We start from the raw sequence: 14031 nt of genomic DNA, 5'->3' as shown, positions 1-14031 counted from the left end.
AGTGAACATAAATAAATAGATATCTACATTATTTGATTTTGTAGATATCCATTTCTCTGGCATTTTAATTGCTCGATGAATGATGTTATTTTCTGCTTAAATACTGGATGAATATGGTGCGTTTTTCTGAGTTTAATCACACAGCAACCCAACACATAACGCCCTTTTTGAGCGCATGTGTGCATATTCCTTCATGGGTAGATCACTTAAGTCAGCAACGACCTTATGCCTCCGCGCAAGCTTTGTTGGATGCTGCCTCGCAACAAAGCCAAAACTGGACATGGACTGAAATTGAAACCGCGCTATCCACGCATCCGCGCATTGGTGAAAAAAAAGCCAAAGTGGAACTCACTGAACGTGAAGCTCAATTTTCAGATCAGGAACAATCTGGCGTCAAACAAGATGCCCAAACCCAACAAGCGCTTTTTGAAGGCAATGTCGCCTATGAGCAAAAGTTTGGCTTTATCTTTTTAATTAAAGCTGCAGGGCTTAGTAGCGAGCAGATTCTCAGTTCCCTACAACAGCGTTTACAGCATGATCTGGAAACAGAAAAAAAGATTGTTCACGAACAGTTGGCCGCCATCGCATTATTACGCTTGAGTCAAGGAATTGAAGCATGATTAGTACCCATATTTTAGATACACATTTAGGTAAACCTGCACCACAGGTTGAAGTTCGTCTCTACGATGCCAAAACCCGTACCTTATTGGGCAATGGTTATACCAATGATGATGGTCGCTTAAAAGATTTTGGACTTGAAGAATTACAACGTGGTGCATATTTACTTGAATATGATATTGCACCGTATTTTGCTCAACATGATTTAAAAACCTTTTTCCCACAGGTGAATATTCAATTTTTTATTGAAAATCCAGACGAACACTATCATGTTCCGTTATTGATTAGCCCATTTGCTTATTCTACTTATCGTGGCAGTTAAGATAAAAAATCATGTATTTAGGGAATCTGACAGGGCTCCCTAAACACAATATAAACCTATAAATTTCCATAATAAAATGTCTTCTCCTCTATTTTTTATATTTTATTGCCCACATTTCATCCCAGATATTTTTAACCTTTAATCAAATTTGGCTTTATTTTTGCTTAAGAGCCTGTATGCTTTACTCGCTTTTTATCTGGGGAGATATTTGCGATGAAATTTAAATTTGGGGTGGTTGCCGCTACACTTTTATCTGCTACCACGATGGCTCAGGCTAAACCGATCTGGCAGGACTTCAGTATTACAGGGTTATACGGCGAAAATTATGAAGTCGTAGATAAAGAAGAAACCACGGTAACTTTAGAGTATGCCGCAAAAGTCAAATATGCGGATGTCTTCTTTTTTATGGACCGCATGCGTGGCGGTGATGACCACAAAGTCACTTATTTTGAGCTTTCACCGCGCTTTAGTTTAAGTGAGATTTCAGGACAAAAATTGTCTTATGGTCCAATTAAGGACGTTTTGATTTCAACGACATGGGAAAGTAACAACGATGACTTTAGCAGTTTCGATAACTTTCTATATGGTTTTGCAGTTGATTTAAATGTCCCGTATTTTCAGTATTTCAATCTGAACTTCTATCGCGCTAATAACGAAAGTACGGATGATGACTACCAAATGACGGCGACGTATGCGTTGCCATTTAAAGTTTCATCGGAAGAGTTTTTAGTGGACGGGTTTCTGGATTGGTCAACTGCAGAAGGTGATCACGCTAGCGAACTTAACTGGACCACACAATATAAATGGAATCTAGGTCAACATATTTCACCAGATACCCGTTTGTATTTAGGTATTGAACATTCAATTTGGAATAACAAATTTGGTATGAAAGGCCGTGACGAACACAATGTCAGCGCCTTAATCAAATATCATTTTTAAAATTAATTTTGCTGTGGTTTGGCAAAGAGAAAGCAAGTCTTCGGGCTTGCTTTTTTCATACGTCATTTAAGCAATCTCGATGCTTTTAGGCGTATAATTTTTTATGATTTTGCAGCAGGTTATACACTTATGGATTTTCAGTTGCGTCCCGCGACCCTACACGATTTAGAAGAGATTCTTGCAATTTATAACCACGAGATTCTTACGGGTACAGCCAACTGGAACGATCAAGTCAAATCGCTTGAAACCTATCGGCATTGGTTTGAACAACTACAACAAGACCATTATCCGATGTGGATTGCTTATGATCCTATCCAGCAGCGCGTAGCAGGCTATGCATATTATGCAGCGTTTCGAAGTATTAGCGGCTATAAACACACCATTGAACATTCGGTATTTATTTCTCCTGAGTACAAACGCCGCGGACTGGGTAAAATCTTAATGGAGCAGATGATTGAACTTGCCAAAGCACAAGCTTTTCATATCATGATCGGTGCAATTGACAGCGAAAATAAAGCCTCTATTGTGTTGCATGAACGTTTAGGCTTTGTACAAACAGGTTATTTGCCACAAGTTGGACAAAAATTTGGACATTGGCGCGATCTGGTGTTTATGCAACTTCAGTTAGATGAAGCTTGAGTCATATAATACACATCGGACATAATCTGCTTACTTTGCAGCGTAATCACCGCGTGGTTATGCTGTTGAGCCAGTTCATAAAAGTTTTTGAGTTGGGCAAATAGCATCAGTAATTCACGTTGTTCTTTATCAACATCATTACCCCAGTGAAATGGAAATACTTTTTTCTGGTTTAATAGTGCTGGATCATAACGATGTTTAAAGTCATCAATTGAAATCCGCTCCAGAGCGTTGGCAATCTCATCCACTTCTATCACAGGGTTGTAGCGCAAGTTTGCAACGCTTAAAGCTGGATGAGAAAATGCATATTCTGCTTGGATCGCAAAATGAAGAGCTTGGTCTTGAGCCGTACGTTCATCTCTGAATAGTAATATTTGTAAAGCCTGCCATGTCTCACCCACATTTAATTTAGCGCGAATCGATGGCGCATGGTAAACCTCATCAAGTGTTTGAGCCTCGATCATTAAAATTTCCAGATCATTCGGTTCAAGCGCCAGTAATACAGCATTCATTATTATTGCTCATATCATGGTTATTTGCCTTTAGCTTAACGTGGCTGAAACAACAAATGCTTAAAGATTTGTCATGCGATAATTACTGAATGTAAAAAAGACAGCAACAAGCTGTCTTTTAGAGGTGGGTATTGCCAAGAAAATAAAAGATTAATCCAGCGGATTTCCTACGATATTATTAATAATACCGCGCATGATATGGGGTCCTTGTTCCTGACGCAGTTCCTCATACCATGACATAGTGACTTGTTCATCTTTCATATGGGTCACATCACAGCGCTTACGTGCACGTAAAACCAGTTCATTAGCACGTTCATTACGCTTATCCTGATAACGGCGTAATGCATCGGCTACACCTAATGTATTAATCTGTAGCGAACGTGCTAAATAAATCGCATCTTCCATGGCCTGACATCCTCCCTGACCAATATCAGGTGTCGTACTGTGCGCTGCATCACCGACAATCACAACACGACCTTTATGATACTGAGTAAAAGGTTCAATATCACAAATTTCAACACGATTAGTTTTTTGTGGATCCAGACGATCAATCAACTGTTGAACAGGAGTACACCAACCCGTGAAATACCCTTTTAATGTCTCTTGATAATTGGCTTTATTATTTTCTAAACCCGCATCCAGAGGTACATCTAAAAAGAAATAAAAACGGTTATCTGCCACAGGCATTAAGGATGCACGTTTGCCTTCGCCCACAAACGTGGTCCACTGATCCGCAGGTGCCAATTCTTCACTGATTTCAACTAGGCCATTCCAGTTGACATAACCTGCATAACGGCGCTCTACTTGATCACCTAATACATAAGCACGGGTAATCGAATGTGTACCATCGGCACCTACCAATAAATCTGTGGCGATACTTGAACCATCAGCAAATTGGATTGAAACCTGCTCCCCCTGATCTTCCAAAGTAACCATACGCTTACCGAGATGAATATCTTCACGTCCAAACTCATCCATAAGCATATTTTGTAATTCTGCACGGGAAACAGGATAAGGCCGCTGTCCGACTTCATCAATCAACGGTTGCAAGCTAAACTGGGTCATCACCTCACCTGTTAGACCATCTACATAAGCCAGTTGATCCATGACTCCACCGAGCTTTGCCACTTGCTCACCCAGCCCTAGATAGTTGAGGCATTTTACCCCATTTGACCACAATGAAATTGCAGCGCCCACAGGAAGAATTTGTTCAGCTTGCTCATAAATTGTCACCTGATGCCCAAATTTCTTTAATGCGATTCCAGTGGTCAAACCGCCCATACCTGCACCGATAATAACAATATTCATTGTGTAATTCCCCTTGTATATCTTGCAACATTATCCCTGTCATAGCGAAAACCATGCCATGTGTAGGGAAATATAACCTATTATTAGAATTGGCATATACCCTGCATAGCAAAGTGCAATGATGATGCACTTTTCTTTCATTCTGAGTTAAAAATGCACCCTGACTCAAGTAAACTTTTTTCATCTCACTGCAAATTACGGTATATCACTTATGGCTACGCTTCTCGCTCCAACATTTGAACTTCCCCCTCAACTGCACTCTTTAACCAACTTGGCAGATAGCCGTATTGGTGCACAAATTGTTGAATGTTCAGATGATTTTTTTGCAGAAGCAAAACGCATGTTACAATTTGAAGCCCCCATTTTCGTTGAAGATAAATTTGATGATCATGGGAAATGGATGGATGGATGGGAAACGCGTCGTAAACGACATTCTGGTTATGATTGGTGCATTGTAAAACTTGGCGTCGCAGGCAAAATCAAGGCAGTTGATGTCGATACTACTTTTTTTACAGGCAACTATCCTGCTTCTGCTTCATTGGAAGGCTGCTATGCACCAAATAATGACACACAAAATGCACTATGGCAGCCCATTTTAGCCAATAGTATTCTGGGGCCAAGCCAGCACCATATTTTTGACATTGAAAATGAAAATGTCTTCACTCATATCCGTATTAATATTTTTCCTGATGGTGGCGTCGCGCGTTTACGGGTCTACGGTGAAGTACAAATTCAGGTAACCAACTCCACCGCAACCCTTGATTTATTAGCCTTGCAAAACGGTGGACGTGTCATTGCTTATAGCGATGCGCATTTTGGCCATCCACGCAATTTGATCAATCCAGGCCGTGGTATCAACATGGGCGATGGTTGGGAAACTAAACGTCGTCGTGCGCCAGGTTTTGACTGGTGTATTTTAGCGCTGGGTCAGGCGGGTAAAATTGATAAAATTGAAATTGATACCGCCCATTTTAAGGGCAATTACCCTGCACAGGTTTCCATTCAGGCAGTGTATATTGAAGATGCAACCGATCCGCAGCTCATTCCGCAAAGTATGTTCTGGCCATTTCTACTCAATGCTCAGGACATGCAAATGGATCATATTCATGACTATATCAATGAAATTTTAGCGCATGAAAAAATTTCTCATATTCGTGTCAATATGATTCCAGATGGTGGTATTAGCCGAATTCGTTTTTGGGGAAAGCTGGCTTAAGCCGAGAACAATATGTCAAAAACTGTGATTAAAATCCTGCCACTCACCCATGAAAACTTTGCCCCTTTCGGCGAAGTTATTGGCTGTAGCGGGCATGCGTTTTTCCATATCAATGATGCACATACAGAACGTTATCATGGTCTGGTCGAAACTGAAATCAAAGGTGAAGCAAAAGCTGGGATTAGTATTTTTCGCAATATTAAAACCACGACACTCCCTTTAGCCATTCATATGTTAGAACGACATCCGCAGGGTTCTCAGGCATTTATTCCAATGCAAGGTCAAAAATTTCTGATCGTAGTGGCTCCTAGCTTAAACCCTGAACAACCCAATATTGACCAGATTCATGCTTTTATGAGTGATGGTACGCAAGGTGTTAACTATCGAGCTGGAACATGGCATCACCCGTTGCTGACGCTTGAATCTCCCAGTGATTTTGCTGTGGTCGATCGTATCGGTTCAGGGCCGAATTGTGATGTATATACTTTTCCTCATTCAGTGACGATCGAAGCTTAATCTCCTGTCATCACAGACCAATTTACTGCTTTGTACTTGTTTACAGAGCAGTTATTTTATTTATACAAGATGACTCTTAGAATAAAAATTTAAACTACGCTCGATAAACAATGAAAATAAAATATTCTATTTTGGCACTCTTAGGGAGTGGCTTTTTGATGTCACCGCTTACGTTTGCGGAACTCAGTTTTGAACAGGAATTACAACAAGGCTGCGCCAAGGTAAAAAGTGATGCTGCGCTTGGCAAAAAATATTACGACCAAAAACAATACAATAAAGCTGTTCCATATTTTGAACGTCAAGCTGCTTGGACGCAATTTTGCCAATTTAATGAAGACCAAAATTCTACTCATTTTAGTGATCGTGATGTGGAACTTGCTCACAATAATGTCGGTTTAACTTATGCCAAACTAGGTAAGCCCTTATGGGCCAGAGCATGGTTTTTACGTAGCCCCAGTGCCAAAATCAGTCAATACAATTTAAAACAGCTTAAACTCCCTAAAGTCAGCAATACAGTCGAGGGATTATATGTTCGATCCGCAGGTTATGGCCAGTGGAGTACAATTAAGATTTCTAAAACAGCAAAAACTTATAAACTGGCATTTGATGGTTATTATTTTGGTTTACGTGGCCTAATCTACGGCCCCAATATGGGTTCTTTTGAAACCCGTATGCCTTTTTCAGCAAATCAGGCCAGCTATCGTTATGAAGATTGCAAAATTGATCTTAAGCTTGGTCAGGATCAATATGGTCGAAAAATTGAAGTACAGCAAAATGAAAATAATTCAGGCTGTGGTTTTGGACATAATGTCTATGCAGGTGGAACCTATTATCAAGTAGAAAATTAGATCATGCTCAGATCGTTATTTTAAATCATCAAAATTGATTTGATCGGTACATTCAAAATGAGAGCTTGTTATAGATATTCGTCTGAAACTGAAAGACAGTTAGCAACATTTAATGCATACTTTTTAAGCAGCTAACATAATCAGAATATATAGCTGTGTATTTATAACAACGACTCAAGATGAGAATAACGATATGGATATACGCTTTATTCCCGTGCTGGATTTAGATAACCGTCAGCCAAGCTACCACAGTTACGGCTTTGCAGATCCGTTTATTTCGTTGATACCCGATTATTACTTATACGCAATTCACGACATTTCAGATGTCAATCTCAGTAAAATTCTTAAAGATACAATCTTTAAAAATACATCCTTAAACGGAGGATATGTGTTACTCAATGCCGAGCAACAGCCTATCTTACTACCCCGCTGCTGTTCAGATTTAAATGATATACATGCATGGGATCATTTAGCTCAGGGCAACCTAAAACAGTTCTGGATTGGCCACCCCCAAGTGTTATGTGAATATGAAGGAGATATGGTCAAATTTAAACCAGATGCCAGTCATGATCACACAGGGTTTGAAGTGCCTGTTTCTTCTTTAAAACAGGCGGTACAGAGCTTAAAAGATGAATTAAAGCATATTCATGGCCGTTTCCAACACCTTGCAAGCATGGAAAAGCTCAAAATGGAAAAGGTACTTAAGCTTATCCCTCAACTGCATTAATCTAGTTTACACATGATCTTAATAGGTTTAGATACAGAGTATGCTTTAAATAGGGATATCTGCCAAATTACCTTTTTGTTCTAGCCAGTGTTTACGATCGCCAGAACGTTTTTTTGCAAGTAACTTATCCAACAGGCCCGCGGTGAGATGTGCATCATCCAAATCAAGTTGTACTAATCGCCGCGTATTTGGATCCATGGTAGTTTCACGCAATTGACCCGCATTCATTTCGCCCAAACCTTTAAATCGGGTAATTTGTGGATTTTTGGTTTTGACTTTGCCTAGAATGGCTTCAAGCTCATCCTCATCCAGTGCATAAAAAACATCTTTTGCAGCATCAATACGAAATAGGGGGGGCATTGCCACAAACAGATGGCCTTCTTCCACCAATGCAGGAAAATGTTTGACAAATAAAGCGCAAAGCAAGGTCGCAATATGTAAACCATCTGAATCGGCATCGGCCAGAATACAGACTTTGCCATAACGTAATTCTGATAAATCATCACTTCCTGGATCGACCCCAATCGCAATGGCAATGTCATGTACTTCTTGCGAAGCCAACACTTCATCAGAGGAGATTTCCCAAGTATTCAGGATTTTTCCGCGGATTGGCATAATAGCCTGAAAATTTTTATCCCGTGCTTGTTTGGCACTTCCTCCCGCAGAATCACCCTCGACAATAAATAACTCAGATTCTTCACGGGTCAAACCCACACAATCTGCAAGTTTTCCAGGCAAGGCGGGACCTGACACAATCTTTTTCCGTTCAACTTTTTTGGCCGCTTTTAAACGCCGACCTGCTTTTGAAATGGCCATTTCAGCCAGTTGCATGGCAACCTCTGAATTTTGGTTGAGCCATAAGGCAAAAGCGTCTTTAGAAATATTCAGAACAATGCCAGATGCTTCACGGCTGGACAGTCTTTCTTTAGTTTGACCTGAAAATTGAGGTTCCTGAAACTTAAGTGAAAGAATATAATTCACGCCATCCCAGACATCTTCTGCGGAGAGTTTTAAATTACGGGGTAATAAATTGCGTAGTTCACAGAATTCACGTAAAGCTTCGGTCACGCCAGAACGCAAACCGTTGACATGCGTTCCTCCTTGTGCGGTGGGAATCAGGTTGACATAACTTTCCTGAATTTGTTCACCGCCCTCAACATTCCAACAGATTGCAAACTCACAACTGGCACGTTCGGCTTGACCATTACTGACAAAAGCAGGCATCGGGACAATCTCACGATCTTCCAGCTCATCCATCAAATAGTCGACTAAACCATTTTCAAATTGCCATTCAATTTTTTCATCGTTGATTTCATCGATATAGCTAATTTTGAGTCCAGCTGCTAAAACTGCTTTAGCTTTTAAATTATGCTTTAGTGCTTTTAGGGCAAATTTTGGACTGTCAAAATATTTGGCTTCTGGCCAGAAATGTACTGTCGTTCCAGTCGCTCGTTTTGCCACTTTACCTTCAAATACCTCAAGCGGTGCAACGGGTTCGCCCTGCTCAAAAGCCATTTTATAGAGATTACCCTGACGCTGAACGTCAACTTCAACCCGACTAGATAGGGCATTTACTACAGAAATCCCTACGCCATGCAAGCCACCTGAAAACTGATAGTTATCAGTACTAAATTTACCACCCGCATGCAGTTTGGTCAGAATAATTTCTATACCGCTTTGCCCATATTCAGGATGAATATCAACAGGCATACCACGACCGTTGTCTTCAACCGACAATGAACCATCTTTATATACCGTGACACAGATTTTATTGGCATGACCAGCCAACGCCTCATCGACGGCGTTATCAATCACTTCCTGCGCAAGATGGTTTGGACGTGTCGTATCGGTATACATACCCGGACGACGACGCACAGGGTCTAAACCTGATAAAACTTCAAGCGATTGAGCCGTATATTGTGACACCTTGTACGATTTCCTTATTTAAGCGAATAGGTTAAAAATTCAAGAATCAACGGTATTTTTTGTTCAAAATCATCCATTGCATGGTTACCATGCGCATCCGATAAAATCAAGGCGCTATGCGATGGCTGACTATAATACCGCTGTGCCTCACGATAATCCAAAGTTTCATCACCCTGCTGGAGTAGCACGAGTATTTTCTCGGCAGCATCTGCATATGGTACAGCCAGTTGTTCAAGTTGATCCAGATGTTGCGCGGTTAATGTCCAGTGCTCACCCACCCAATAGGGGATCTGATCTACACCGAATAAATCCCGAAACAATTGCCATGGTCGCACAGCAGGGTTAACCAATGCAGCAGGTAATGCATACTTAGCGACAAACTGGGTCGCATAAAAACCACCAAAGCTACTTCCCACCAGCACAACCTGATCCAATTCTTCAATGAACTGCTGAATCACATTCATCACCATCAAAGGCGGTAAATTTAAGTCAGGTAAATGTACTCGTATCTCAGGATGATTTATTTGACAATATTGCTTGAGTTGTTGCCCTTTAATCGACAAAGGACTACTTTGAAAGCCATGTAAATAAATCAGATTCATTGGAAAGCATCACCGTCAATAATGTGATATTTATCACAAATATGTTTTAATTTGTATGTGTCACTAAATTGTTAGACAAAAAAATAAAAATAACTGGTCATTCATCAGTATTTTTAACGTGTTGTGAATGCAACACCTAAGATGAATATAATCGTTTTATAACCTGAAGCAAATGAAAAATAAAGTATCAGGTGAGTGCATGAATCAAGGATTTGGAAATGCCAAGTTTAACGCCATTACACGAAACCTATTGTAAATGGGATCGTACGCCACCGAGTCAGGCCGATGTGCTTGAAGGTTTGGCACAGCTGGTCAGCACCAGTTTATTAGGGGTTCACGATATTGTTCAGATCATTCATCGTGAAGTATTACAAAGTACCTTTGGTATGAGTGACCAGCAATCACGTCGATTTTTAAAAATCCCGAGGATTGAACGCTTACAACACTGGTCATATAGTAGCTTACAAAAATATGGACGTTATTTTCTTGCTCCAAGTTTACGTCGTATTATTGAACAATTTCCTACATTACACGATAAACCTTTGACACCCACTCTGCACTTTATGGTAGGTGCCTTAAATGGTGTATTAGGAGATTATCTACTCAAACATCAAAACCCTATGGCATTGCCAATGGTGTTGTATGATCACTACGGCGCATTGCAGCAGGGCGATATTGCAGGTCGTGTTGTGATATTTACCCATGGTCTGTGTATGAATCACACGGACTGGACCAATCGTAATTTTGGTGGAATTGGGGAGCGTCTACTGGCACAACGTGATCATAATATTATGCTGTACCTGAATTACAACACGGGGCGGCGTATTTCGGCCAATGGTCGTAGTTTAGCCAATACGCTGGAAGACCTGATTAACCGTAACCCACGCATTACCAGTATTGATCTAATCGGACATAGTATGGGTGGTTTAGTGTCGCGTAGTGCTTTATTTTATGGCAAACAAAATATGCACCAGTGGACACATATGGTGGGCAATCTGGTCTGTATTGGTTCACCGCATCATGGCGCAGTTTTAGAACGCTTTGGCTTTGCGCTGCAAGAAAGACTGGGAAGTTTTCCATTCGTCAAGCTGATTGGTCATCTCGTTAATATTCGCAGTAATGGTATTTTAGACTTACGTCATGGCAGTGTTCGTGATGATGACTGGGAGCATCTGGAAGCTCGCATTGGCCTGATGGATGATAATCGCAAACCTGCTCCGTTACCTTCACATATTAATGCGTTCTTTGTAGCCGGAACAGTTGAACACGAAAATCAGAAAAAAAACCGAAAAGCTCTTTCGATTATTGGCGACTATCTGGTCAGTGTTAAAAGTGCATTAGGAGAGCATCCAAATCCACGCTTCCAACTCAAGCTACCCGAATCTCATAAAGCTGTATTTTATGGATTGAATCATTTTGAAATTCAGTACCATTCCAGTGTTTCTGAACAAATTACTCGCTGGTTTTATCCTGAACATGATGATTATGCGTGTCTAGGCGTCCAAACTCATATGATCAATATGCAAAATTATGACTTAACTGATCTCACGGGAATTGTTGAAACCTAAGCGCATAGAAAAGCAACGCTTTGTACAAGCGTAAGATGAGCCGCCATGCTGAAAATGTAGCTTGCAAATCTTACGCTGTTTTAAACACAACTCAGGGTTTGTTTTGGGGGAGCATTGCTCCTCATTTTGAAACTGGGTAAGTTCTAAATAGCTGCCATAAACAGATCACGAATAACACACTAAAAAATGCCAGTGACCAGACAGGTAAAGAGAATCCTAAAAATGTCCAATCAATCGCTGCACACTCTCCAGAGCCAGAAAGTACCTCGCTCAAAACTGTTTTTAATGGTAACGCATCCAGTAAATAGTTGAGTCCTGGACCACAACTAGGGACTTGGTCGGGTGGTAATGTCTGCAACCAGACATGACGTACCGCCACCCCAGCTGACCATAAAATTCCTAAGGTCGCAAGCAGCGTATAGAAACGTTTAACTGTATTTGAAACAGGATTATGTAAAAATGCAATCAGGGCAAAAATTCCCATGACCATCAATCCAACGCGCTGAAATATACATAAAGGACAAGGATCCAGTCCTTTGACATGTTCCAAATACAGCGCAAATGACATGCCAATAATGCTGGCAAGTACCAATAATCCATTGATAAAGCGATAATTACGCCATTGCATGGATATACCTCTTTTTTTTATCTAAATTGGGCAAGATAGCTGTTAAAACTCATTGTACTTTCTTGCTCTAGTTGATGTTGTTGTTGCAAAGACTGTTGAGCTAACTGCTCAAAATAAGTAGCTTTTTCAACACTTAATTCATATTCATTGTACATTTCGGCATAGTTATGTGCCAGCACACTACCAAAATTCCAGGTTCCTCCATGGGTTAACGTATCTTCAACTACTTGAGCAGAAAGCGTCTGCTCAATCTTTTGGGCACGTTGCTCCATGATATGAAGGGCATCACTGTACAAGGTGGTTTGATAAAGTTCATCTAGCAAATTTGCACATTTTTGTATCTGCTCAAGATGCTGCAGTACCCAATGTTGTACAGACTGCTCCCCTGTTTGAGCAATAATTTTGGCCTCTGGTGAGCGCCCATCATTTACTATAGTATTTTGATTTTTTTCAATTAAATCCTGTTCATCGTCATTAATTGTAGGACTTTCTAATAATAAACAATACAACGCCAGCGCTTCCAAAAAGCCCGCTGTGTTTTCATCAATCCCAATTGGACTATAAGGATTGACATCGACCGCACGCAGTTCAACGTATCCTACACCACGGTTCTGTAAAGCCTGTGACGGTGTTTCACCGTTTTCTGGTACTTGTTTTGGTCGTACCAGACTGTAATATTCATTTTCAATTTGCAATACATGGTCATTAATTTGAATCGGTTCACCCTGTTCATCATTTAAACCTAACTCGGTAAACGGCGGATAAGGGGTTTTGACTGCTTTTTGCAAGCCCTCCAGATAGGCGTTGATATCATTATAATGAATGCCCAGTTGTTTCTGTGCCGAGTTTTGATACCCTAAACGTCCCATACGCAATGCTGTTGCATCTGGCAAATACATGGTTCCTTTGACTAAAGGCTGTAAATGATGATCTCGTCCTGTCAAAAAACAGCGACATACCGAGGGACTGGCACCCACCAAAAAAATAACCAAAGGCGTTAAACGAATAAAATTACGAATCAGACCGAAATAACGATGGCTTCGATAATCCTGTGCATTGAGCTGTTTTAATGCAGGATCCATTTCATGTTGCTGTAATGTAGCAAACAGTGATTCAGGGAAAGATAAATTATAATGAACCCCAGAAATCGTTTGCATACGACGACCATAGCGTACCCCAAGCCCACGACGATATAGCGTTTTAAAACGTCCAATATTCGATGTTCCGTAATCGGCTAAAGGAATATTTTCTTCTTTGTCATCCAGCATACAAGGCATGGACAAGGGCCATAGTTTTTCGCCAGGATTTAAATGGCGATGAACCACTGCATGAATGTCTTTGAGGTCTTCTAAAACCGCAGGAATAGTCTCTTTAGGCGGCGTAATGAATTCCATCAGTGCTTCAGAGTAGTCCGTGGTAATCCGTGGATGTGTTAAGGCTGAACCCAGTGCTTTGGGATGAGGGTTCTGCGATAGAAAGCCATTGCTCTGCATACGCAAACTTTCGCGCTCAATCCCACGCAACATACCTTTTAAGAGTGAAGAATCTACCCACGTCGGCACGACAGTTGGAGAAGCTGATTTGGGTTGACTCATGTACACCTGCTCGCTGATTTAAAGAACGATGAAAAAAATCATGACTTTAGTATAACGTGAAATCTGC

Annotated in this window: 15 protein-coding genes; 9 read left to right on the top strand and 6 right to left on the bottom strand. The window is 40.8% G+C overall.

Translation table 11 applies throughout. The annotated features are described in order from the left end of the window. Positions 1-116 precede the first annotated feature (116 nt). The 4 genes from uraD to IAE20_RS00520 all read left to right on the top strand — a co-directional run bounded on the left by uraD (position 117) and on the right by IAE20_RS00520 (position 2518). A complete protein-coding gene (gene uraD / locus IAE20_RS00535) occupies positions 117-620 on the top strand; it encodes a 2-oxo-4-hydroxy-4-carboxy-5-ureidoimidazoline decarboxylase (RefSeq protein ID WP_413784478.1) in 504 nt (167 codons plus the stop codon). Next, positions 617-940: a hydroxyisourate hydrolase gene (gene uraH / locus IAE20_RS00530; protein ID WP_200459001.1), complete on the top strand. Its 324-nt coding sequence runs from the start codon at positions 617-619 to the stop codon at positions 938-940. The genes uraD and uraH overlap by 4 nt, the downstream gene beginning before the upstream one ends. Positions 941-1153: 213 nt before the next feature. Then, on the top strand, positions 1154-1879 hold the full coding sequence (locus IAE20_RS00525) for an outer membrane protein OmpK (RefSeq protein WP_200459000.1): 726 nt from the start codon (positions 1154-1156) through the stop codon (positions 1877-1879). Positions 1880-2008: 129 nt separating this feature from the next. Then, positions 2009-2518 carry a GNAT family N-acetyltransferase gene (locus IAE20_RS00520; RefSeq protein ID WP_200482026.1) on the top strand — a complete coding sequence of 170 codons (510 nt, stop codon included), beginning with the start codon at positions 2009-2011 and terminating at the stop codon, positions 2516-2518. Here the strand turns inward: IAE20_RS00520 and IAE20_RS00515 are convergent. After that, on the bottom strand, positions 2500-3030 hold the full coding sequence (locus IAE20_RS00515; RefSeq protein WP_200482027.1) for a DUF1877 family protein: 531 nt from the start codon (positions 3028-3030) through the stop codon (positions 2500-2502). The two genes, IAE20_RS00520 and IAE20_RS00515, sit on opposite strands and share 19 nt — an antisense overlap. A 150-nt stretch (positions 3031-3180) precedes the next feature. Continuing rightward, the gene (gene hpxO, locus IAE20_RS00510; RefSeq protein WP_200458997.1) at positions 3181-4338 is read right to left on the bottom strand and encodes an FAD-dependent urate hydroxylase HpxO; all 1158 of its coding nucleotides are present in this window, start codon (positions 4336-4338) and stop codon (positions 3181-3183) included. A gap of 211 nt (positions 4339-4549) precedes the next feature. Between hpxO and alc the strand changes: the two genes are divergently transcribed. The 4 genes from alc to IAE20_RS00490 all read left to right on the top strand — a co-directional run bounded on the left by alc (position 4550) and on the right by IAE20_RS00490 (position 7645). After that, positions 4550-5554 (top strand): allantoicase, encoded by a 1005-nt coding sequence (gene alc, locus IAE20_RS00505; protein WP_200482028.1) that lies wholly within the window; start codon positions 4550-4552, stop codon positions 5552-5554. A gap of 12 nt (positions 5555-5566) precedes the next feature. Beyond that, positions 5567-6070, top strand: coding sequence for an ureidoglycolate lyase (locus IAE20_RS00500; protein ID WP_200482029.1), 504 nt, complete (start codon positions 5567-5569; stop codon positions 6068-6070). Between the two features lie 110 nt (positions 6071-6180). Further along, a complete protein-coding gene (locus IAE20_RS00495; protein WP_200482030.1) occupies positions 6181-6918 on the top strand; it encodes a hypothetical protein in 738 nt (245 codons plus the stop codon). Between the two features lie 193 nt (positions 6919-7111). Next, entirely contained in the window at positions 7112-7645 is a 534-nt protein-coding gene (locus IAE20_RS00490; protein ID WP_200482031.1) for a hypothetical protein, read from the top strand. Between the two features lie 45 nt (positions 7646-7690). On the opposite strand, the gene parE is transcribed toward IAE20_RS00490, so the two are convergent. Continuing rightward, positions 7691-9571, bottom strand: coding sequence for a DNA topoisomerase IV subunit B (gene parE / locus IAE20_RS00485; RefSeq protein WP_200482032.1), 1881 nt, complete (start codon positions 9569-9571; stop codon positions 7691-7693). Positions 9572-9585: 14 nt separating this feature from the next. Further along, a complete protein-coding gene (locus tag IAE20_RS00480) occupies positions 9586-10173 on the bottom strand; it encodes a YqiA/YcfP family alpha/beta fold hydrolase (protein ID WP_200458991.1) in 588 nt (195 codons plus the stop codon). A 218-nt stretch (positions 10174-10391) separates the two neighbouring features. Here IAE20_RS00480 and IAE20_RS00475 point away from each other — a divergent pair, with 218 nt between their 5' ends. Further along, positions 10392-11741, top strand: a complete 1350-nt coding sequence (locus IAE20_RS00475) for a hypothetical protein (protein WP_200482033.1) — start codon at positions 10392-10394, stop codon at positions 11739-11741. 121 nt (positions 11742-11862) lie between these two features. On the opposite strand, the gene IAE20_RS00470 is transcribed toward IAE20_RS00475, so the two are convergent. Together IAE20_RS00470 and gshA are read right to left on the bottom strand one after the other, a co-directional pair. Then, positions 11863-12369: a disulfide bond formation protein B gene (locus IAE20_RS00470; protein ID WP_200458989.1), complete on the bottom strand. Its 507-nt coding sequence runs from the start codon at positions 12367-12369 to the stop codon at positions 11863-11865. A gap of 17 nt (positions 12370-12386) precedes the next feature. Then, complete coding sequence (gene gshA, locus IAE20_RS00465; RefSeq protein WP_200482034.1) at positions 12387-13964, bottom strand: glutamate--cysteine ligase; 1578 nt, start codon at positions 13962-13964, stop codon at positions 12387-12389. Positions 13965-14031: the final 67 nt, after the last annotated feature.

Source organism: Acinetobacter sp. S54 (genome assembly GCF_016624945.1).
GTDB lineage: Bacteria > Pseudomonadota > Gammaproteobacteria > Pseudomonadales > Moraxellaceae > Acinetobacter.
Note: the sequence above shows the minus strand (reverse complement) of the source record. Positions and strands in the feature narration are given on the sequence as shown.